This window comes from Bacteriovorax stolpii, from assembly GCF_002872415.1.
GTDB lineage: Bacteria > Bdellovibrionota > Bacteriovoracia > Bacteriovoracales > Bacteriovoracaceae > Bacteriovorax > Bacteriovorax stolpii.
On the sequence record NZ_CP025704.1, the window covers coordinates 2,775,741 to 2,797,365 of the forward strand.

Genomic DNA, 21,625 nt, shown 5'->3' on the forward strand with positions numbered 1-21,625 from the left:
AGTCAGACGCCCTTCCAAGTCGATGCAACAATATGTTGCTATTTTTAGTCTAGCTGTCTTCTCACTGTAAAATCATCTGACTCCGGGATACGGCTTTTTTGTACCTGGATTTCATTTTTAACTTCTACCACTCCCAAAACATGTTCAGCAATGTCTTCAATTTCAAACTTCTCACGGCGATCTCTCACTGATCCTGAAAGTTTAACCACTCCTTTTTCGACTGAAATAAAAACGTTTTCGACATCGATAAAGCGGTCATGAATTAATATCTCACAGACTTCTTCTTCAATACTATTATCCGATCTTGTATAACTTTTAGGTCCGATCCCACGATATGTCTCTAGCCTAAAATGATGAACACTGGCCTCCAGCTCAACCGGACCTGGTCCATCGCTTCGGTAGTTAGCATAATAATCATTTTCGTAATTCTCCTTTTTTATCTCGCGGGAATTTTTAAATGTCGGTCTGTAAGACTTACTCATGAGACCTCCTAGTACATAAACTCATTATTGCTCTTAGAGTGACTTTGAGTGGTAATCGAATTGACGGTACTCTCCAATTGTTTAGGGTTCAGGTGCGCATGTGCCAAATCGCAAAGAGAGAGAATCCCCACCAAGCGTTTTTCACGGTTAACGACCGGAAGTCTTCTGACTTGGTTTTCTCCTAAATTCTGGGCCACTTCATCCAACGTTTGATCTTCAAAGCAATAAAGCACTCTTTCCGTCATCACTTCACCGACATTGATATTTCTATAATCGCCCCCCTCTGCTACACAGCGAATAGCAATATCTCTATCCGTCAACATTCCGACGAGACGATCATTTTTTTGAATAGGCAAAACTCCAAAATCTCCATCGCGCATTTTCTTGGCCGCTTCATGTAAAGTCATCTCTGGTGTTCCAAGCTCCACTGCCTTAGTCATGCATTCCTTTACGATCATAAAATCACCTCCGTTGGTGTTGTTAAAGAAACTGCATCGGTAACTGCAAGACAAAGACCGCAAAAATGAAGCGTCAATTTGCCCTCTTTCACCAAAAATCCCCTTTGCTTTTGTCTTTTTGCCCCTTGAGCTACGCTCCACCTGAATATGCTGTGCTTCATATGAAGAGAGTCCTACATTGTTTATTGATTTGAACGCCTCCTCGGGATATAAATATATCTGTGAAATTTCCATTCGTTAAAACCTTGATTTTCATTTTGGTCCTGGCCTTCTCCAGCTCTTTAGCCTTCAGCGCCGAAAGTGTTGTTTTGATTGTTAGCCAAAAGAATCCACTCGATTCTCTGACAACAAAAGAGCTTCAAGATTATTTTATGAAAAAGGATCGCACCTGGCCCAATGGCAATGCCGTTCGTTTTTTCGATCACCGCGACGACAACAAAAACCGCAAAGCTTTTTTAGATAAATACATCAAAAAAACATCCCGTGAAGTTGAGCTTTACTGGATAGGAGAAAAAATCTACACAGGTCACATTGCTCCCATTCAAATTACCTCGGATTCGATGATGGTTAAGATGGTTTCACGCTTTCCTGGTGGCATTGGTTATGTTTCTAAAAAATTCCCTCTGCCAAAGACTGTAAAAATCATTACGGTTAAAGAGGGGACGTAATGGAAAAAACTTTTAATCAAACCTCTTCTATTGTTCAGCGTCTGCGCACGGTTATGCTTTCTATCGTGCTCTTTATCATCCTGTGCTTCCTGGCCATTTACGTCTCTAACTATCACCAGCTGCAAGATATTCAGACTTTGAGTACGGCCAATACGCTTTTGAGTCTAAACACTCAGGCGATTGAAAGCTTGAACTCTACTGAACAGAATATGAACGTTATCTTCGTGCGCAAGGATGTCAGCGAACTTCGTTATAAGTTTGAAGAAAATTTAAAAGTAACGAAGCGCCTGCTTTACGACAGCATTCTTTTAACAAAAGATGACGAGCTGTTAACTAAAAACTTAAATGACGCTATTTTGTCTCTTGATGAATTAGAACACAGTCACGAAGTGATTTTTCAAAAGCTAAAAAACATCCATAAAATTACCAGTCAGGATCAAATCGAAGAACTTAATGCTGATCTCTTAATGACCAGTCAATACCTGATGGATGCAAAAGAGATCTTAAGAAAAATTCAGATTCACATCAACAAACAAAACGAAGGGATCTTCTCTTCAATTTACAAAAACCGTTACCGCCCTCTTTTAGTGGCCATTGGTCTTTGTATTCTCTTCTTAACATTTGTCATCACTATCGGATGGGCCATGGCCCGCAATGCGGCCAAGTCAATTTTAAACCTGCTTGATGCTACTGAAAAAGTTGGTCTAGGAAATATCACCTACCAGGCCCCGATTTTAGAAAACGATGAGATCGGTCGCGTGACTTATGCTTTTAACCGCATGATCACCTCTCTTCAGGCCAATCAGGAACAGCTGAACCTGGCCATTGACCGCACAACTCGCCTGCAAAGTATCACTGAATCTTTCTCAGAGGCGCTGACACCCGATCAAGTTTTTGAAGTTGTTTTTAAACAGGCCTTTGAGGCCATGGAGGCCAACACTGGCTCCATCGTTTTACTGGGCGAAGATAAAAACTCCCTGGAGCTTAAACGCCTTGTTGGTTTCCCTGATGAAATTTTTGAAAAATGGAAAAAGTTCCCGGTCTCAACAGATGTGCCGATTGCTGAAGTTGTCCGTACCGGTCAACCCAAGTTCATTACCTCTGATATGCTTGATAAATACTCTGCCCTTGACCCTCTAGACCGTTTTGAGAGGTCATATGCTGTGGCCTACATTCCCCTGAATGTCGAAGGCAAAACTCTTGGGGCCTTAAGCTTTAGCTTCCCGATCAATAAAAAATTCGACCAGCTTGAACGCGATTTTATGATTGCCCTGGCCCGCCAGTGTGCCCAGGCCATCCACCGCTCACAGCTTTACGATGACGCTAAAAAGGCCATCGAAGTACGAGATGAGTTCTTATCAATTGCTTCGCATGAGCTGCGCACTCCACTGACTCCCCTTAAAATGCAGATTCAGGGTGTGGCCCGCCAAATTGATAATGACAATGTTTCTAACCTGACTCCTGAACGGCTGATAAAAATGGTTGAAACCTCTGACCGCCAGATCACCAGGCTATCAGTGCTGATTGACGATCTTCTCGACGTCACTCGTATCTCTGCTGGAAAACTCTCTCTGAATAAAGAACACTTCAGCATGAAAGAAATGATTATGGATGTTGTGGCCCAGTACTCTCACCAGTTCAAGCACGCCCAGTCTCCGGTTGAAGTTAAAATTGAAACGGACGTCGTAGGTCTGTGGGATAAGGTTCGTATTGAGCAGGTTCTCATCAATCTTCTAACCAACGCTTCGAAATACGCTCCGAAAAAACCGATTCAAGTGACAATGAGAAAAGAAAATAACATGATTAAAATTCAAGTCACTGATCAGGGACCGGGAATCTCTCCTGAGAACCAGGAAAGAATTTTTAAACGCTTTGAGCGCGTAAGTGACAAGCAAAACATCGGTGGTCTTGGTTTAGGTCTTTATATTTGTAAGCAGATTGTGGAAGCTCACCATGGAAATATTTATGTTCAAAGTGAGTTAGGCGAAGGCTCAACATTCACTGTCGAGCTTCCAGAAAAATAATTAAACTTCTAAAGCTTCTTCGAGTCCAAGCTCAGCTGAACTCTCCTCTAAAAATTCTCTATTTGGAGCTTTAAACGACTCCAGGCGCCCGTCATTCATAACCATCAGGTAATCCAGGTCTGCGACTGTGCCCAAGCGGTGAGCGATAACTAAAACAGTTTTCCCCTTTAGCTCTCTTCTTAATACTCGCTGAATTTTAGCATCAGACACAACATCTACACTTGCCGTCGCTTCATCAAGCATAATGATTTTAGCATTTAATAAAAGTGCACGGGCCAGACAAAATAGCTGTCTTTGCCCTTGAGATAGGTTCGCTCCCCCGTCGCTGACAGCAGACAGAAGTCCCAACGGAAAACCCTTAACTAATTCTTCCAGACCGGTGTCTTTTAAAACTTTCCAGATCTCCTCATCCGACTTTCGCGAATAAGGGTCTAGGTTACTTCTTAGAGTCCCCATAAAAAGTGTCGGGTCTTGTGGAATAATAGCAAGTCTTGACCTCAACGTCCCCAGGTCGATACTGGCAATATCCACTCCATCAATTTCAATTTTTCCTTTATGGACATTGATAAAACGATAAATCATTTGAAAAAGTGTCGTCTTCCCGGCCCCAGTTCTTCCAACAATTCCCACCTGGGCTCCAGGGGGAATATTGATATCTAGTCCCTTTACTACTTCTGGGAGGCTTTCATCATAGCGGGCATGAACATTAGAAAAATGAATGCGTCCTTCACTTGGCCAGGCTTCGTCAACAACGACAGGACTGGAAGTGACGAATCGCTTTTCACTCGGGATTCTCGTCATAAACCTGATGCGCTCAATAGAAGTCATGCGCGATTCAAGATCAGAGAGAATTCTAATTCCCCAGTTTAAGGCCCCCCAGAAAGACATTGAGTAAAGAATCACAAGCCCGGCCGTCGCCGCTGTTAAATATCCATTATAAACACTGACGATCAAACACAAGGCCGTTGAACCTGAGATAAGCCCTCCGATCATCGGAATGCGAATCGAAAACCAGCGGTTAAGTAAAAAGTTATTAACAAAGGCCTGCTGACTTTTTTCCAGGTGAGAGAAAAACTGTTCCCTAAACCATGCTTCTTTTTTATAGGCACGGATGACAGGAAGCCCTCCTAAAGTCTCTTTAAAATGAGCATAACGAGGTGAGCGTGCAATCGAATCCATACGTTTTGCTTCTCTGGCCGAAGCTCTGTAGAGAATCTGCAGGTTCCAGTACACAAAACCAATAGGGACAATCACCACTAAAATAAGAGGTACAGAAACAATAATTAAACTTAGTGAAACCACAATTTGAAACAGGGCCTGAACAGCTGCTTCAAAACTCCACTGCAATTGGATATCAACCGATTCCAAATCACGTGAAAAACGCTGAAGCAATCTTCCGACAGGAGTTGTATCAAAAAAGCGCACCGGTGCCCTTAAAATAGCGGCCAGCATTCTATCGTGAAGCTCGACTCCTGCCTTAATCCCACGCTTAAGCCAGAAAATTTGATTGCTCATTTGAACAATTAAACTCACGAGCGCAATCAACCCATAGATCATTACACCTTGAATCGGTGTAATCTGAGTCGGGTGCCCAGAAAACCAGCTTAGCCACCATTGGTTAAATAATGGGAAAACTGAAATGGCCAGGACTCCTAAAACTAAGGCAGCAATGATAAACCTTTGGTGTTTTCCTTCACCACCCAAGGCTTTGATGTAATCAATATATAATGACCCTTTAACCGCTCCTTCTTCGCGGTCCTCATCACTCATTAAGCGCGTTTCGGTTTTATCACTCTCTCCGCTGATTGAAGCGGCCAGCTCTGAATCTTTTTCCAGTGCATGCACTTCCAGGTGATGAGAATAAAAATGCTTAAACGATTCACTCTGCTCTAAAAGTTCACTTAATGTTCCAAGGGCCGCCACTTTTCCATCTTCTAAAAAAAGAATGCGGTCAAACTTAGCTAAAGCTTCTAGACGGTGAGTCGCAATAATCACGGTTTTCTTTTTCCACTCGCCCAGAATCAGGTTATTCACCAGGGCCTTTTCCGTATTTACGTCAACTGCAGACAAAGGATCATCTAATAAAACAATATCCGGGTCCTGAATCACACAGCGGCCTAAAGACACGCGTTGTTTTTGCCCACCACTCAGGTTCACACCTTTTTCACCAATCTCAGTTAAAAGACCGCCGGGAAGATTTTTAATATCTCTTTCCATCGACGTAACATAAAGAGCTTCTTTCACTCGCGCTTCACTGACATCTTTACCCATTTTCAGGTTCTCTAAGACCGTAGCATTCATGATATAACTTTCCTGGCTGACATAACCAAGAGTTGAGCGGCTAATAGAAACTGCGCCCGATTGCGGTTTAATTTCCTGAAGGATCAATTGTAAAAGCGTCGTCTTTCCAGAACCAACTTCCCCGACAATCGCAACGGTTTCACCTTCAGCAATTGAAAACGATAAGTCTTTAAAAGCAAAATTGCCTTTTTCACTTTGATAAAACACATGATCAAAAATAATAGGCTGAACATTTGTTGAAAGGACCTGACCATCAACTGATTCTGAATTTAAAAATCCAATAATCCTCTTGGCCGAAACCCAAGCGTTGATTAAACGGGAAAGCACTCCCGGTAAATGCCCGATTGGTTCCTGTAGTAATCCAAAAAGCGAAACACAAGTTAAGACCAATGCCGGTGTTAAGGCTTCCCCTCTAAGGACATGAACGCAAAGAGCGACAAATAAAACCAGAGTTGAAATCGCCACAAAACTTAGACCTGAAAGCATTTCTACTTTGGCCAGGCTTCTTCTCGCTTTCACTTCTTCTTCTCTGACTTGTGAAACTTGATTGGAAATCTCTTCTTCCCAAACATAATACTTCACCAATCGCATTGACTGAAGAATTTGTCCCATCAGTGTCACACGATGGTCTCTTTTTTTCATCATCTCATCTTCAAGATGAATAAATCTTTTTGCGATTTTTCTTGTAACCGGAGTAAGAATCGCCAAAATGGCCACTGCAATAAGAGCAGTCCATCCCAGGTAATAAAAAAGCATCGAAACACTACCTATCAAAAGCAGCGTCGCCCATCCCAAATCCCCAATAAGCATCGGGACATCGGCCAGAGCTTCGGTGTCTGTACTCATGTGGTTGACCACATCACCTACATTGACGTTCTGGCGGGCCTTTTGTGAAAGCTTAAGAGCCTTCTCAAAAATCAATCTGTTTAAGCGGGCAACAATAAGAACGTTAGCCCTTAAAGTGGCGTAGAAGTTATGTTGGTATCCAATACCCATCATCACACCAATTAGACCGATACACACAGCAATGGGAAGAACTTCCCAATACGTAGCACTTCCTTCAGAAAGACGAGTCAGGCGAGTGATAAATTGATTAACAAAAAACGGGCTGGATAAACTTGAAAGAGTCCCGATCACATAAAAGCTCCACGCTCTTGTGACTAATTTCTTTTGTTCACCAACAAGTGAAGAAATAAATGTTCTCTGAGAACTTAAATCAATCGGCGCCACTTCCAGAGAGCGGTTGAGTTTAAGTTCTTCCGGTAAAGGAAGTAAGTCTTCGAACGTAAGAATTTTCTTGCGCCCTTTTTTGACGAGTGGAGAGACATTAAAAAAGAAGAAGTTTTTTAGGGCGGCCAGCATGGTGGTTAAACCTACCATAAACTGGCCTGTTTGATGATTATTTTTGCGTCTTAATCGGCTGAATTGCGCCACAATCTGCGGCCAGCCACTTTCCTTTTTGGTCCATATCTAAACGGTCTTTCTTCCCATTTGAATCAGTGTTGACCACGGCCTTCCCCACGTAAGCCCCTGGGTTAATTAAAGTAAATTCCCCCTCTCCTGTACTTGATGGATTTCCCGTACATGTAAATTTCATTTTAATATTTTTTGAAGTGCGGCTTAGGATCTCTTGTTTGCAATTTGAGTCCTGACTTTGTGGAATATCAAGCTTTTCTGCCTGCTCTTTAGAAATACAAACTTTTACACTTGTTCCTTTATCGCTTACGCCCATTCCCTGCTTTGCCATCATCTCTTCCATCATTTTGCGTTGCTCAGGAGGCATTTTTGCCATGCTTTTTTTCATATCAGCGAGACCTTTTTCAACTTGTCCGCTTTGACTTTTAATTGTGAAGCTATGCTCCCATAGACCGGGCTTCATACTCTCCACTGCTGAGACAGAAGAAATAAGACTTGAAGTGGCAAGAAAAACGAAAAGCGATTTTAATTTCATGTGACTCCCTCACTAAACAAATATTGTAAGTCTATTAACGGACAATATTGTAAGCTTGGCAATCGAAATTAGAGATTAAAATTCCCTTCACAAGTTGAAGCGGCCCATTTTGATTCACGAGGTCCGTAGATAAAAACAACCGACCCGTTAGTCACTTCGTTGGTCGCTGGATCGTAGTTCCCTTCTAAAAGATTAATGACATGATCAATGTAATCGCGGCTGATCATAGGACAGCCACTTGAAAGAGCGTGTGCACTTCCACGCGTAACCATTAAGTGCTTGTGAACAACTACAGCTCTTTCACAAGCGTTGTCGTTGATTCCATCTTCCAATCCATGCAGAACCATACTTCTGCCAAACTTTCCTTCGTACTCTACTCCTGAAACGTAAAATCCGCTTGAAGGAGCATTTGAACCTAACTCATTGCTGAAGTAGCGGGCATGCTTAATTGAGTTTTTATTTTCTGATAAGCGCGTGTTGAGCATGTGAGCTTTATAACGTCCATGGGCCACGGCCATCATGGAAATGCCGCCAGTGAGCCTGTCGACTAAGAACATTCTTCTTTGATCACTTGGAGCTGTATAATCAATTAAAGCAAAAACGCGTTTTTTATCCAAGGTGATTTGTGAATCTTGTCCGCAGCGGTTATCAGCTTCATTAAATGACATTTTTCTTTTAAAAACTGTGTTCTCATGTTTTTCAAAAAAACACTGAACATGGCCTAGGGCCTTCGTGTTGAGTCCCTCTGCTTTAAAACGTTTTTCGATTTCTTTCCATGAAAGATAATCAGCACGCGCTGAAAGAGCAGTTGAAACAAGGGCCAGGGCCAAAAATGTTTTTGTCATTAACTTCATGATATACCTCGTTCTATCAGTTTACCCGATAGAGTCTTCCACTGCTGGACTTGGATAACTTTACCCAAAACCGACAATGGAAGACGGATATATCACTTCTTATTTTGTAGTTCTAGCTTGTTTATAGGTTTTGATCTTTTCTACGCAGTCATTGCAAGGAGCTGAAATCCCAATAGCAAAAGCTTGATTAAAACTCAGAAAAAAGGCCAGCATCAAAAAAATATATCGTTTCATAATGAACCTCCGGCAACTGCTTGCCTCAACTAGCGGGAGTGAAGCGCCCTGTTCGTCGTATGCTTTTGAACTTTGGCAATAAAATGTGAAGAAACTCGATGCCCTAATTTTTTAAGACCTGCTACTTCTTTTTGCAGTTTTGGGTACTGGCGAAGATCCTTGGTTGTAAAACTTCTCAACTTCATAAACTGAAATCCCATTTCATTGAGTATCGTTTTATCCAGGTCCTTGCGCATTTTAGGAATAATATCAGACTCCTCTTCTTTTAAGTGATGCTCGACTAATTCTGCGAGAACTTTCATCTCTATTTCCAGTTCATCACTAAGAGTTCTTAGCCCGGTTATTTTCGGAGTGAGCATTTTGACTTTAGCATCGACAATCCCGTGTTCAATCTCTCCTTCAAGAATGAGTTTTCTTAAATCGGCCACTTTTAATAAAGGAGCATAAACAACTTTCTTTTCCGCCTCTGAATGTTTATGAAGAGCATCGAGGAATGTTTTGGCATATCTCACTTTGAGTCTTTTATCTTCATCTTCACTTTTAAGAACTTTAATACACTCTTTTAAGTATTTGTGGTCTAAAAGCAAAACATCAATAATGTTAAACTTATTGTTTTGAACAACTTCATCCATGTTAAATGTCATTGGTCCCTCCAGGTTGAACGTCTCTTTTTACCTCGCAAAATCAAGGCCAAAAAAGACGTGTGCCAAGTAACTGAAAAGTTCATTTAAAGACCTTCGATTGGTCAACTTTCCCTATGATTCAAGTCTTTATCTGTCGGTTTTCAGGATGAAGAAAAAGAAAGCCTTCAAGGCTTAAAAAAAGTGTAAAAGATGAGTAATAGGCCCAGATAAGAAACACTAGAAGTGTCCCTGTAGCTCCGTAAACTGAATTGATCGCAATGTTTTTAAAATAAAGGCCGATTAATATTTTCCCGAAGACAAAAGCAATGGATGTAAAAATCGCCGCCTCTACTGCTGTTTTTATTTTTGGTGTTTTTGAAGGAGCAAAGTAATAAAGTGCACTGAACATCATCAGGTTAATGAGAAAACTTAGAAGATTAGAGAGAATTTGTCCCAGAACAGTATCATTCATATCTGTTCCGGCGACGTATTTAACAATGTTGGAGACAAAAAGCGATAAAAGAAACAGCACTGCAATTGCTACGACAAAAAGCATAGAGAGTATACGCTCTTTCACAATCTCTTTAAAACTTCGGGATGAATCTGGATCGTAATAACCAAAAATCATATCAAAAGAAAACCGCAGCTGCATAAAGACAAAAGACGCCGTAAAAAGCAGAGTAATCACCCCGATGACTCCAGAGATGGAGGCCAGGCTAATTCCTTCAACAGCATTGTTAAAAATCATTTCAGTGATTCGTCCGACTTCAGGACCAAGAATAAAGTATGTCTGACTGGTCAGTTCCGTTTGAACTCCATGACCTAATAAGGCCGCCACCTGCAAAAGGATTAGAAGGAATGGGGCAATTGAAAGAGCGGCGTAATACGAGATGGCCGAAGAATGAAAGAAAATATTGTGTTTTAAAATTAAAAAAATAAATTCTTTTATTCTAAGGCCAAATCTAAATAAACCTCTTTTCAGGGTTGAGATGACCATCACATCCTCTTAAAGAAATTATTTGCCTTTAAAGAAAAATAACCAGGCCAGGATACAAACAAATCCAGGCACACCAAGAATGTACATTAAAATAGGTACTGCCACTTTTCCTTGAATATCTTCGACTAATTCATTCATTTTTTTCTTCATGCCTTTTCCTTGATTGTGTAACCCGCAGAAGTCGTTAGGGGGCTTCTGCGGGGATAAAAATGACTACGCCTCAGTAGATGAAGCGATGTCATGAGCTCCAGTTACTTCTAATAATTGTTTTGCACTTTTAATTGAGTCGTTATTATCACAGTGAACTGACAGAAGAATCCCTCCGTCCTTCACTGATCCTTCATAACGTTTAGCCTCGTATTCCGGTATTCCCAGTCCAACGAGGGCTCCGCTCACTCCTCCGACAGTTCCGCCAACACCAGCTCCAGCGATAGCGGCCATGATCGGACCTGCGGCCACAAGTGGCCCGATACCAGGAAGAGCTAAAGCTCCCATGCCGGCCAGCCATCCAAGAGTCCCGCCGACCACCACACCTGTGCTTGCTCCTGTCGCAATTCCTTCAGGGGCCTTAGTGTGTTTTTCGTGAGCGAATTGTCTGGTGGTATCTTTATCCGGCATCAGCACCGAAATATCAGTCATTCTAAACCCTGACGTTTTTAAGCGCTCTACAGCGCGTTCTGTAGATGAACGGGTGTCAAAGATTCCGAAAACTGAAACGTTCATTCTGTCCCTACTTAGTGTTCTCATCTTTTCCTCCTTACTTCACTACACTGATCTGATTATAAATTTTGTGCTTTGGAGCTGTGACATAAGCGTGCTCAAGAATTCTTGCTCTCTCATCCGCAGTTGCCACATTTCCTTTAAGAGTCACACCATTGTTGATAACAATGATCTTAATATTTTTTGCTTTCATAGAAAGGGCCGTATCTTTCATTAGTTCAGCTCGAATCTTCTTAGTCACCAATACATCCTGAGGTTTGTTCGACTGATCCCCGGCCGTCAGGCCCGTTTCTTGATCAACCACTCGAGGGTTTGCACTAGGCCCTTGTTTAGCGATTGCCAGGTTAAAAGATGTACAAAGAACCATGACCATTAAAATTGACCAAAGTTTCATTTTCTCCTCCTAATAAATAATCCAAGCGCTACAGTATTTTTTACGTCCGCCTTTTATTTAAAGAGCAAAGCCTGTGCCGGCCTAAAAATACTTGAGTACGCCGAAGCTTTTAACTTCGGCGTGTGAAAATGATTAGATAGCAACAGGGAAACTCACACTGAGAACCATTGATTCATTGCTGAGTTCAACATCGCCTCGTGTAGTGTTTGGAGTGAAGACTCCGACTTCCTGTAAAACAGTGTCGTCATACTTCATATTTTGGTATTCAACATTCAAGCTGGCAAAACCAAGTTTCACCCCGGCACCTACGCGGTAACCTTGCCCGCTTTTAAATTTGGCATCAACACCTTCATCTTTATCCGGATCAACTTCGCCGGCAACAATCCATCCGGCCCATACACGAAGAGCGATGGCTGTTGGCATCTGGATTCCGACAACCGGCCCCACGTTCCATGATTTTGCATCAGTGTCCATTTTAATTTTATTGTCTTTGAATTTAGGCATAGAATAACGTCCGTCTACTCCTAAAAAAATAGAGTTGTATACATGCCCGCCAAATCTTAAACCAACACCGAAACCATCAAGCTCAGTATCGGCATTGCTAAATGGAGACGGAAAATCGACATCCCCTCTTCCTCTTTCCCATGTCAGCATAGGTTCAACAAACAGACCGCCTTCATTATTTTCCTGCGCGTAAGTGATGCTCGAGAAGGCAATAAGCGACACTAGAAAAAGAAACTTTTTCATTAAAAATCCTCCGTAATATATAAATGCTTTTTAAATTATTTTCTAATCAACTGCATCTTCGATTTTATCGCCTACATTCTGAGCTGCATGTTTCATCTTTTTTCCCATACACTTCATTTTACCATCGACCATTTCACAAGTTTCGTCCTGGGCCTTTCTTACAGCTTTTTTAGCAGCTCGCTTTGTATCGTTGCCCATTTCTTCAGCTTTTTCTTTAACTGTCTCATCTTTGCCAAGAGCATGTGCATAGTTTGAAGTGAAACCACCAACTAGAGTGATGGTAAGTAGAACTAAAAGACTTTTTTTCATTTGCATAATCTCTCCTTTTATTCGATATGCAGGTTAATAAGGAAATTTAATGAATATCTTTATGACGTTTTCTTTCAATCTCTGCACTTCCGATAAAACTCATCAGCGCGAAGATAAAGAAAATTGATAAAATCATTTCGCCCATATCTGTTGAAAGGCCAAAAATCCCAAAAGATCCCAGTAACATTGCCAGTACTCCAAGAATAAAAAATGTAATGGCCGCCTTTAACATGTCTCACTCCTTGTTCCATATAAAAGTTTGTTAAGAAAACTTCACAAAGGTGTATAAGCAGTTTGTGTGCCAAATTTTTCATACCAACTTTATGGAGTTTCTTAAGACAGTGAGGATTTTTTCTACAGACATGCGGGGAAAAAAGTTCTGTGTGGTTTTTTGCCAGTACCAAAAAAGGAAATGCATATAATGATGTAAATTGATCATTGAAATCTTACTTTTCGCGTCCCATATTTCCCAATTTTCTTACACTATTTGCCCCACCTCTTTTTACAACAAGCTTCAAGTTCCCAAAATTTAAAGTGAATTTTTAGTGGCATAAATCTTGGAATGGATTATTTCGAGAAATTGGTTCTAGTATTTTCAAGGAGAAGAAAATGAACACAGATATGATCCAGGGATCACTAAAAGATCTTAAAGGCGAACTCAAACAAACTTGGTCAAAATTAACGGATGATGACCTGACTTATCTTGATGGCGGCGTTGATCAGCTTGTCGGTAAAATTCAAAAGGCCTATGGCTTCACCAAAGAGCGCGCTTCCGAAGAATTCGATAAATTCAAATCAAAACATGCTGATTACTTTCGCGATACGGCTCGCGATCTTACCAACACCAAGGAGAAATATATGGCAACAGCTTCACAATTAAATGGTCAATACGATGCTAACAAAATCAAAGCAAGAGCTAGTCACATGATTGAAGATGATATTATTGAACCAGGAAAAGAGTATCTTCAAAGAGCAAGAGACTTAAGCGCTCAAGTTGTCGACAGAACAACAGGATTAGTAAAAGATAACCCAGGTTATGCCATTCTTGGGGCTGCGACAGTAGGCTTCCTTGCCGGAGCTTATTTTTTCCGTCGTAGATAATGAAAATAAAAATGAAGTAAAGGGCCTGTGTGAACGGGCCCTTCTTCTGTTTGGAGGTCCTTCATGAAATGGCTACTCTTGTTTTTCTCAGTTATCAAACCTTTTTTTTCCAGTGAACATCCAACTATTAATCCTGTTGAAGAAATCAAAGACTTAATCAGAAGCAATGCCGTTGCGGTGATTACTCTTTTTGCCGCAGCTTCTGCCCTTGCTACAATGTTTGCCGGCGGACTTTTATTAGTCGCTGTCGACATTGGTGCACAGTATGACCAGAATGGATTCGTTTATTTCTCATCAATGATCATAATGGGTCTGGCCCTTTCTCTGGTGAGTTTAATTATCGGGGCCGTTGTCGTCAGAAGTTTCCAGGAACCTGCACGGGAGAAAAAAAGAGAGACATTGACCAAAGAAACTGTTGGTGTCGTTCATCCTCTTCAGGATGCTCTGGCATTGCTGATTATGGATTTTGTAAAAGAGCGAGAATTCAACCGAACACAAGATGAACTTCACGCTTCAGAGCGATCAAGAGCTCAAGAAACCGCGACCGAAGATTTAAGACACTAATAAATTGGGAACTCACAGTTCCCAATTTGTTGACGATGACATCAGCATTTTTTTAGACAAAGAAAAACGGCTTAACTTTTTTATATGTTAAGCCATTTTTGAATGATTCTTATAAATTTAGGATAAAAGAAGACCCGTGGTTTCTCTTTTAATTCTTAATAAATCGAGCTCTAAGGAGCTCTCCTCTATTAACCGCTTGAAGATTGACCCAGTTTCGAATCAGGCCATAACCAGTCGCTACGTCACTCATCAATCGAGTGTAATCTTTTTTGATCACCAGGAACTGACGACGGATAGCATCCTCTTCATGTTTCAACAATTGCCCTTCCATATTATCGAAGTCGTGAGCATGAGCTTCTGCCACCATCTTTAATACCTTTTTTTGACGTCCATTTTTGTGTGCTGTTTTTTTCACTGCCATAATTCACTCCATAGTAATAGATAAATTAAAACGAAACCAAGAACGGTCTCCCCGAAATTAAAGCAAAATCGGTGCCCGCAAATGTGAATAAATACCAGAGCATTTTGGAACAAGCGCACCGCAACGATGACCATTCTGCTACGTCGTTGAGGATATTTTCCCCTAACTCGCGGGGCTATTTCTTACTAACTCGCTGTAAAATCATTATTCCAAATTTTGGCATCAATGGTGCAATGGATACCTGTGAGATCAAGAGATCCGTAAAGTTATAAACATTGAGGTTTATCATGTTAAACAACCAACAGATTCAAAATAATTGGCCGACGATTAAGACACAAGTTCTTAGCCGCTGGAATAAGTTATCAGAAGCGGACGTTGAAAAGACTCATGGTTCTCCAAAATCGTTAGGACAGCTTGTTCACAGAAAATACGGCAATAATGAAGAGTTCGATAAAACTTACGAACGTATTTGTATGTCGTCTGTTCATTCATCAAAAAGTGTTTCTCCGAAGACTGAAGTAGCTCCATTGACTTCAAAGACTCTTGAAACCCACCCGGGGACAGGAATCTCTCAAGCTGATGGCACAAGCGAAACGCCAGTCTATCAAGAGCACTCTTCGGCCAATTTAGATGAAGTTTTTCATGGAGATTCTCCAGAGAGAAGACTGAATGCTAATTACGCAAAAGTCGATCATAACCCAAATATAAATCGTGAAGCTGATGATGAGCTTTCAGCTTATTCAACATCTACATACTCACGATCATCACAAGACGATGAAAGCGTAGATGAATATTACAATCAATTAGATCAAAATGAATCATATGCAGATTTTACCTCACCGGATGAATTCTACCCTTCTCAAGATCCTAGCGTGAGCTCGGATATCCCCCTAGGAAGAGATCGCTCTTCTGCAACCAAACTATCTACAGCGAAAGCTGCACCTAAATCATCCGAAGTGTCGTCTAACGATGCTAAAAAGAAGATGTAGTTCCGACTACATCTTGTTGAAACTCTGCCCTCCGGGGCAGAGTTTTAATTCTTCAAAACTCAATCTATTTTAAAATATATTCGTCCTGGTTAATGGAGTTGCCCATGCAAAATATCAGTGAAGAGATCGCTAAAGACAATAGTTTTAATATCGTCGGCATTCTTTTGATCGATCACGCCTACTTACGAGAATGCATTGAAGTCATTCTTAATGATGAAGCGGATAAACATCAAAAATTATTTTTCGCCAGAACCTTTCTCGACACTCTCACAAAGCACTCGGCCGCAGAAGAAAAAACCGTTTACGATTCTTTAATTGATATGGACGAACTTCATGCAAAAGTTCTCGAATGTGAAGTCGAACACGCTATTGTGGAGCGCATGATTTCTACACTATGGCCAAGAATGGCAAGACTTAAAGACTTAGATGATGTGACGGAGGCGGAAATCAGAACTCTTGCCAAAATCGTACGAAACCATATTGATGAAGAAGAAAGAACCCTTTTTCCGCTCATCAAAGAAAACCTCGACCAGAGCATTCTCAATGAAATTGGTTTCCAATTCATGATCTTAAGGCGCTTTACTCCCCAGGATCTGGAGAATTATCCCGAACTCCAAAAAGAAATTTACTATAACTCCTGCAACTCAAAACGAAATATTTACCAATGGTCAGGAGATTTTGTGAAAAAGGTCAATCGTTATATCGGTGCCATCGTTTCTCAGTCTCCCTATTTTATCAAGACATGAGACTTATCTGGATTAGGAGATCTTTTATGAAGCTTTTCTTTTTGCCACTTGCCCTCTTTGTCTTCGTCAGCTGCTCTCGCGAGACACCACCACCGACAACACCTGCTCAACCTCCGACAGTTGAGCAAAAAGCTGTTGGTGAACCGACGATGCCGGGCCCAGTTGCTAACGATCCGCATGTAAAATAATTTTTACAGATACCTGCGTATCACTGAAATTAAACGAGTAAGATCAAGAGGCTTTAGAAGTATTTCTGAATAAAGTTGAGGGTCAACTGTTTCTCTAACTACCTGAGGGGCCGCAGAGACCATAATGACCGGACAGTTTTTAATCGACGCCAGAGAGCTATGTTTTTTCATATTGAGGAAATCCTTCCCCGTCATTTTATCCATGTGGTAGTCGAGAATAATCAAGTTTGCCGGAAAGGCCGTCAGGCTTAAATCTTCCAGGGCCGTTTTCGGATTGCCGTAAGAGAAGACTCTGTAACCTTCTTTTTCAATTGCCCAGGTCATGACTTCTCGTAAATCTTCATCGTCGTCCACGATGTAAATATTCTTTGAGTTCGGCTCTTTTCTTTCCTGTTTTATTTTTTGTTCATCTTTTGTGTGGTCGGCAAAAACGATGGCCTTTTCACAACGAGGAATCGTAAAACTAAATCGGGCACCTTTGCCTGGTTTACTCTCTACTTTGATTACTCCCTCGTGGGCTTCGACGATCGACTTACAAATATAAAGCCCTAACCCATTCCCCGAGCCACCAGTCCAATACTTCTCAAAAATTTTATCTAAATTCTCTTCAGCAATCCCCGGCCCACTGTCAGTAACGGCAATAATGTTTTCACCTTTTTCTGTTTCTTCCAGTTCAATAATAATATCCCCTCCATTTGGAGAGAACTTTAGGGCGTTACTTAAAAGATTTGAAAGCACCTGGTAGATACGGTCTTTATCAAAAGAGGCCATCATCTTTCTTTGAAAGACGATCTTTTTTATCGAAAGATCTTTTTCGTGAATAAGAGGTTTGTAAGAATCCAGAACCTCATTTAGTACCTGAAGAGGATTGTAAAAGCCCTTGCGGATAATAAAGCTGTGCTCAAAATCAGTTTCTGCTGTCGGTTTGTTGTGCTCCAGAAGATCACTGACTAGAACTTTGAGGCGATCAACGGTTCTTAAAATTCTTTTTGCCTGAATTCTTAAATCATCCATCATTTCTTCGTTGGGCTCTTTGTATGAAAGCAGTTCTAGCAATTGCGCATCCAACTGAATCGCGGCCAGAGGATTTTTAATATCGTGGTATACAATCGCCAGCATTTCTTCTTTGGCCTCGAGAGCTTTTTTGGCAATCGCACGGGATTTCATCTCTTGCTCATGAATTTCATACTCGCGAAGAGCGCGTTTTACAACCGGACTTAAGCGTTCATAGCGGGACTTGATAACGAAGTCCTCTACTCCTGCCTTCATCATATCAGCGACACTTTCTTCTCCGACTAATCCAGAGACCACGATGAAAGGAAGATGTCTTGAGGTCTCGCGAACGATTGCTAAAGCATTAAGTGGGCTAAAACCAGGAATATTGTAATCTGAGATTACAAGACTCCATTTCTCGCGCGCTAAGGCCTCGCGAAGCTGTGCCTCTGTTTCAATTCTCTCAGAATAAATATCTGTAATCCCACCTTTTTTAAGGTGATACAGCATAAGCTGATAGTCCGTTTCTGAATCTTCAATGTTCAGTAATTTAATCATGACTAAACTGGTGGCCTCTCGTTAAGTAATAACCAATAAGTGCCTAAACTCTTTACTGCATCTGAAAACTCATGAAAGTCGACAGGTTTTCTCACATAACTGTTAGCACCTGATTCATAGCCAGAAAGCAAGTCACTGTCTTCTTTTGAAGTTGTCAGGATCACCACAGGTACAAGCTTTGTTCTTGGATTGCTTCTAATTTTTTTCAACACTTCAAGCCCATCAATCTTTGGGAGTTTTAAATCCAACAAGATCAGCTGTGGTAAATCTTTTTCATAATTAGAGGCTTCCTGATTAAACAAAACATCCAGGGCTTCAGCGCCGTCGCGGGCAACTTTAATTTCATTTAAAACTTTATTTTTCTTTAGTGCTTTAATGGTCAAGATTTCATCCTGCTCATTGTCTTCAATCAGAAAAATGTATGGCATTGCTTTCATCAAATCTCCTGCAATTAATTACGTGCCTAATGTGAAATAAAAAGTACTTCCCTTTCCTAACTCTGACTCTCCCCAGATGCTTCCATTATGACGGCGGATAATTCTACCGACAGTGGCCAGACCAATTCCTGATCCATCAAACTGCTCCTTGGGATGAAGTCTTTGAAAAGGTTGAAATAATTTGTCATAAAAACGCATATCAAAACCGACACCGTTATCTTTCACATAGAAAGTGACTTTGCCATCTTTATAAATTTGACCTAGCTCAATAATGCTCACTTCTCTTGTGCGAGAGTATTTCCATGCATTAGAAATCAAATTCTGTAAGGCCGCTCTTAAAAGGCCAGGATCGGCCGAAACGGTCTGCGGTAAAAAATTAGTAAATTCAAATTTCCTCTGAGGCTCATTTTGCTTAAGATCAGCAATGATTTCAGAGGCCACTTGAGAGAGCTCCACATCCTCTTTGCGAAACTCAGCGCGAGTCAGTCGTGACAAATTGATAAGATCATCAATCAACACTCCCATTCTCTGCACACCCGAACGAATAAAACCTAAATACTTAATGGCTTCACCATCAAGTTTATCAGAGTACTCCTCTGCTAGAATCTGGCTAAAGCCATCAATCCCTCTTAACGGCGCTCTTAAGTCGTGTGAGACAGAATAACTAAAGGCTTCAAGTTCTTTGTTAACCAATGTGAGTTCATGGGTTCTAAGGGCAACTGTCTCTTCCAGATGGTCAGTCGCTGCAGCTAATGATGAGTAAGCTTCACTATAATTTTTTGAGAGGCGTCTTAATTGAAGAATCGACATGACGGCCAGAGAAATCCCCAGGACAATCCCCAAAGCAAGCGTCACAACAACAGCATCGCGTGAGGCCTGTTCAGCCTCTGCCCAGCGCTTATTTCTAAACCCTCTTTCTCTCTCAATAAATTCATCAAAATTCTGTCTAATCGAATCCATAATCGCCTTGCGGGCCGTGATCATTTCATCAGGTGAGGGTTGTTTGAATTTTTTTCGATAAGCGATCGTACCCTCAGCATTTTCATTCCATCCGGCGTAGAGTGTTTTAATCTCACGGATTTCTTTTTGCTGAATCGGGTTGTCTTTAACCAGATCAATAATTTTATCGGCCAAGACAAAAAATTTCGATTGGGCCTCAATCCAAGGTCCCAGATAAACGTCATTGTTAGTAATGATATACCCTCTAAACCCTGTCTCCGAATCGATAATAAGCTTAATCCCCTCAGTGGCGGTATTGATGACCTCATCAGAGTGGCGAACTTTGTGGTTCTCCTCTAAAACGCTATAAACCTGTTTAACAAATAGAATAGAAAGTAAAAGAGAAAGGGCGATCGGTAAAATAGTCGCTTGAAAGAGAATTTTTTTAAATTCTCTTGGATCAACTGGATGATCTCCACGACCTATCATTGAAGACAGAAGCTTTTTTGGCAGCTGTTGCATAACCTTTCCCTAGAAGAAATTGGTTTGGCTACCATATCCTATTAAACAAAGAATTAAAATTTTTTTTCCAATTGAATAAGACGTGTTCCCAAAATTTCTCTGAGAAACATTTCCACAGAAACATCTCGCCTTGAGCGACGCGATGTTCTCTCTCTCTTACTTTTTGTGGAGATCTTCATTTTTTTTTCTTTTTTAATAAGGCCAGTCCCTAGCATAACAGCGATTGTGTTCATATTTCACTCCTGAGTTTGTTATTAAGCAAGTGATAGGCCAAATTGGGACACCTATGGGGCACAAAACAACTTACTAATTTTATTTGATTCATAAAAAATGCCCTCCTTTTTTGAGGCAGTATTCCCGGGATTTTTGTCCAAAGGATGTTTCGAAAAATGGGTATCGGACTTGCTTTTCACTAGAGCATTAAGGCTTCAATGATGAAGCTTAACTATGAGGAGTTTACATGAGATCAAAGGGAATTTTTGCGGCACTTCTTTTCACTATCGCTGCAACAGCATGTTCATCATCAAGTGACATGGAAACCGCCAAAGCAACAAACAAGTATGAAGCACAAAAATATGGTGAACAAAAAACAACAACTCCCGTTTCATCGACCGATGCCTACTACGCTGTTTTAGAGTTCGATAAAGGGACTCAACGCTTAAGTGAAGCTGGAAAACGAAACTTAAAAAATTTCATCAACACGGCAAAAAAAGAAGGTAAACCCATCGACGATATCAAGATTCTTGCTTGGGCCGATAAAGAGTATCCAAATGAAAAAGGTGCAAGACTTTCTGATCGCGATGTAGCGATGGCCAAAGAAAGAAGTAAATCAATTGAAAAATATTTAAAAGAGGATTTAAAAACTGAAGGAGACTACGCCACTTACAACATGGCCAAACGTCCAAATAAGGTCAATGAGTTCTTCAGAGGTGATGACTACAAAACGAAAAAAGTCTTTGGTCAGCCTAATGCCGTTCCTGTAGGAACAGAACTTAATGCCTTCATGAAAGACAAGGCCGGAAAAGCATTAATTATGGTGGATTATTCTGAAGTAGAATAAAAGAAATAAAAAAGGGTGGTTTTAAGCCACCCTTCTTTTTAAGCATTAATTAAACGGATATTTTCTTCAACCATGTCATCTAAAGTCTTCACGATTTCCTTTAGCTTTTCCATATTGCGGTCTTTAGCTGCTGTCTCCAGCGATACTCCAAGAGCGCTGATCTGTGGAAAGCCAAATGTTTCACCATGTCCCTTAAGCCTGTGGCCGACAACCTGAGAGAACTCGAAATCATCTTTTGCAAGACTTTCCTTCAGCTGAGCAACTTCCGCTTGCCTTCTGGATAAATAGACGATTTGTTGGTCTTTCATAATTTCCATGAAAAAGAATTTACACCTCTTTTACAAG

General features: G+C 41.0%; 27 protein-coding genes. 8 read left to right on the top strand and 19 right to left on the bottom strand.

All coding sequences use genetic code 11. The annotated features are described in order from the left end of the window. Positions 1-44 precede the first annotated feature (44 nt). Both C0V70_RS13690 and C0V70_RS13695 read right to left on the bottom strand, forming a co-directional pair. On the bottom strand, positions 45-482 hold the full coding sequence (locus C0V70_RS13690) for a BON domain-containing protein (protein ID WP_102244425.1): 438 nt from the start codon (positions 480-482) through the stop codon (positions 45-47). A gap of 8 nt (positions 483-490) precedes the next feature. Then, positions 491-940 carry a CBS domain-containing protein gene (locus C0V70_RS13695; RefSeq protein ID WP_102244426.1) on the bottom strand — a complete coding sequence of 150 codons (450 nt, stop codon included), beginning with the start codon at positions 938-940 and terminating at the stop codon, positions 491-493. Positions 941-1,161: 221 nt separating this feature from the next. Here C0V70_RS13695 and C0V70_RS13700 point away from each other — a divergent pair, with 221 nt between their 5' ends. Next, complete coding sequence (locus C0V70_RS13700) at positions 1,162-1,608, top strand: type 2 periplasmic-binding domain-containing protein (protein ID WP_102244427.1); 447 nt, start codon at positions 1,162-1,164, stop codon at positions 1,606-1,608. Beyond that, entirely contained in the window at positions 1,608-3,632 is a 2,025-nt protein-coding gene (locus C0V70_RS13705) for an ATP-binding protein (RefSeq protein WP_102244428.1), read from the top strand. The genes C0V70_RS13700 and C0V70_RS13705 overlap by 1 nt, the downstream gene beginning before the upstream one ends. Here the strand turns inward: C0V70_RS13705 and C0V70_RS13710 are convergent, their stop codons facing one another. The 12 genes from C0V70_RS13710 to C0V70_RS13755 form a co-directional block, all read right to left on the bottom strand. After that, the gene (locus C0V70_RS13710; protein WP_102244429.1) at positions 3,633-7,313 is read right to left on the bottom strand and encodes an ABC transporter transmembrane domain-containing protein; all 3,681 of its coding nucleotides are present in this window, start codon (positions 7,311-7,313) and stop codon (positions 3,633-3,635) included. A gap of 19 nt (positions 7,314-7,332) precedes the next feature. Continuing rightward, positions 7,333-7,884, bottom strand: coding sequence for a DUF3617 domain-containing protein (locus C0V70_RS13715; RefSeq protein ID WP_102244430.1), 552 nt, complete (start codon positions 7,882-7,884; stop codon positions 7,333-7,335). A gap of 68 nt (positions 7,885-7,952) precedes the next feature. Further along, positions 7,953-8,738, bottom strand: coding sequence for a murein L,D-transpeptidase catalytic domain-containing protein (locus tag C0V70_RS13720; RefSeq protein WP_102244431.1), 786 nt, complete (start codon positions 8,736-8,738; stop codon positions 7,953-7,955). A gap of 99 nt (positions 8,739-8,837) precedes the next feature. Next, positions 8,838-8,972, bottom strand: coding sequence for a hypothetical protein (locus C0V70_RS19300; protein WP_279536108.1), 135 nt, complete (start codon positions 8,970-8,972; stop codon positions 8,838-8,840). Between the two features lie 29 nt (positions 8,973-9,001). Continuing rightward, on the bottom strand, positions 9,002-9,616 hold the full coding sequence (locus C0V70_RS13725; protein WP_102244432.1) for a hemerythrin domain-containing protein: 615 nt from the start codon (positions 9,614-9,616) through the stop codon (positions 9,002-9,004). Between the two features lie 118 nt (positions 9,617-9,734). Beyond that, positions 9,735-10,592 (bottom strand): YihY/virulence factor BrkB family protein, encoded by an 858-nt coding sequence (locus C0V70_RS13730; protein WP_102244433.1) that lies wholly within the window; start codon positions 10,590-10,592, stop codon positions 9,735-9,737. An 18-nt stretch (positions 10,593-10,610) separates the two neighbouring features. Then, on the bottom strand, positions 10,611-10,742 hold the full coding sequence (locus C0V70_RS19305) for a hypothetical protein (RefSeq protein ID WP_272868934.1): 132 nt from the start codon (positions 10,740-10,742) through the stop codon (positions 10,611-10,613). Positions 10,743-10,805: 63 nt separating this feature from the next. After that, positions 10,806-11,339, bottom strand: a complete 534-nt coding sequence (locus tag C0V70_RS13735) for a general stress protein (protein WP_208107729.1) — start codon at positions 11,337-11,339, stop codon at positions 10,806-10,808. Positions 11,340-11,349: 10 nt separating this feature from the next. Continuing rightward, positions 11,350-11,706: a BON domain-containing protein gene (locus C0V70_RS13740; RefSeq protein WP_102244435.1), complete on the bottom strand. Its 357-nt coding sequence runs from the start codon at positions 11,704-11,706 to the stop codon at positions 11,350-11,352. A gap of 132 nt (positions 11,707-11,838) precedes the next feature. Continuing rightward, positions 11,839-12,453: an outer membrane beta-barrel protein gene (locus C0V70_RS13745; protein ID WP_102244436.1), complete on the bottom strand. Its 615-nt coding sequence runs from the start codon at positions 12,451-12,453 to the stop codon at positions 11,839-11,841. Between the two features lie 42 nt (positions 12,454-12,495). Beyond that, positions 12,496-12,768: a hypothetical protein gene (locus tag C0V70_RS13750; protein ID WP_102244437.1), complete on the bottom strand. Its 273-nt coding sequence runs from the start codon at positions 12,766-12,768 to the stop codon at positions 12,496-12,498. 40 nt (positions 12,769-12,808) lie between these two features. Further along, positions 12,809-12,994, bottom strand: coding sequence for a DUF1328 domain-containing protein (locus tag C0V70_RS13755; RefSeq protein ID WP_102244438.1), 186 nt, complete (start codon positions 12,992-12,994; stop codon positions 12,809-12,811). 377 nt (positions 12,995-13,371) lie between these two features. Here C0V70_RS13755 and C0V70_RS19370 point away from each other — a divergent pair, with 377 nt between their 5' ends. After that, positions 13,372-13,863 (top strand): CsbD family protein, encoded by a 492-nt coding sequence (locus C0V70_RS19370; protein WP_102244439.1) that lies wholly within the window; start codon positions 13,372-13,374, stop codon positions 13,861-13,863. Between the two features lie 63 nt (positions 13,864-13,926). Next, entirely contained in the window at positions 13,927-14,427 is a 501-nt protein-coding gene (locus tag C0V70_RS13765; protein WP_102244440.1) for a hypothetical protein, read from the top strand. Positions 14,428-14,575: 148 nt separating this feature from the next. Here C0V70_RS13765 and C0V70_RS13770 read toward each other — a convergent pair whose 3' ends face one another. Next, complete coding sequence (locus C0V70_RS13770; RefSeq protein ID WP_102244441.1) at positions 14,576-14,848, bottom strand: hypothetical protein; 273 nt, start codon at positions 14,846-14,848, stop codon at positions 14,576-14,578. 287 nt (positions 14,849-15,135) lie between these two features. Between C0V70_RS13770 and C0V70_RS13775 the strand changes: the two genes are divergently transcribed. The 3 genes from C0V70_RS13775 to C0V70_RS19060 all read left to right on the top strand — a co-directional run bounded on the left by C0V70_RS13775 (position 15,136) and on the right by C0V70_RS19060 (position 16,771). Beyond that, entirely contained in the window at positions 15,136-15,837 is a 702-nt protein-coding gene (locus C0V70_RS13775) for a hypothetical protein (protein ID WP_102244442.1), read from the top strand. A gap of 104 nt (positions 15,838-15,941) precedes the next feature. Continuing rightward, on the top strand, positions 15,942-16,583 hold the full coding sequence (locus tag C0V70_RS13780; RefSeq protein ID WP_158649686.1) for a hemerythrin domain-containing protein: 642 nt from the start codon (positions 15,942-15,944) through the stop codon (positions 16,581-16,583). Positions 16,584-16,609: 26 nt separating this feature from the next. Continuing rightward, entirely contained in the window at positions 16,610-16,771 is a 162-nt protein-coding gene (locus C0V70_RS19060) for a hypothetical protein (protein ID WP_158649687.1), read from the top strand. Positions 16,772-16,774: 3 nt separating this feature from the next. Here C0V70_RS19060 and C0V70_RS13785 read toward each other — a convergent pair whose 3' ends face one another. Genes C0V70_RS13785 through C0V70_RS13795 form a run of 3 tightly spaced genes read right to left on the bottom strand, consistent with a single transcriptional unit; the run spans position 16,775 to position 20,220 of the window. Continuing rightward, positions 16,775-18,322 (bottom strand): ATP-binding protein, encoded by a 1,548-nt coding sequence (locus C0V70_RS13785; RefSeq protein WP_102244444.1) that lies wholly within the window; start codon positions 18,320-18,322, stop codon positions 16,775-16,777. A gap of 2 nt (positions 18,323-18,324) precedes the next feature. Then, on the bottom strand, positions 18,325-18,759 hold the full coding sequence (locus tag C0V70_RS13790; RefSeq protein WP_102244445.1) for a response regulator: 435 nt from the start codon (positions 18,757-18,759) through the stop codon (positions 18,325-18,327). Positions 18,760-18,777: 18 nt separating this feature from the next. Then, the gene (locus C0V70_RS13795; RefSeq protein WP_102244446.1) at positions 18,778-20,220 is read right to left on the bottom strand and encodes a sensor histidine kinase; all 1,443 of its coding nucleotides are present in this window, start codon (positions 20,218-20,220) and stop codon (positions 18,778-18,780) included. A gap of 460 nt (positions 20,221-20,680) precedes the next feature. Here C0V70_RS13795 and C0V70_RS13805 point away from each other — a divergent pair, with 460 nt between their 5' ends. Next, on the top strand, positions 20,681-21,280 hold the full coding sequence (locus tag C0V70_RS13805; protein ID WP_102244448.1) for a hypothetical protein: 600 nt from the start codon (positions 20,681-20,683) through the stop codon (positions 21,278-21,280). Between the two features lie 38 nt (positions 21,281-21,318). Here the strand turns inward: C0V70_RS13805 and C0V70_RS13810 are convergent, their stop codons facing one another. After that, a complete protein-coding gene (locus C0V70_RS13810) occupies positions 21,319-21,597 on the bottom strand; it encodes an Hpt domain-containing protein (protein ID WP_102244449.1) in 279 nt (92 codons plus the stop codon). Positions 21,598-21,625 lie beyond the last annotated feature (28 nt).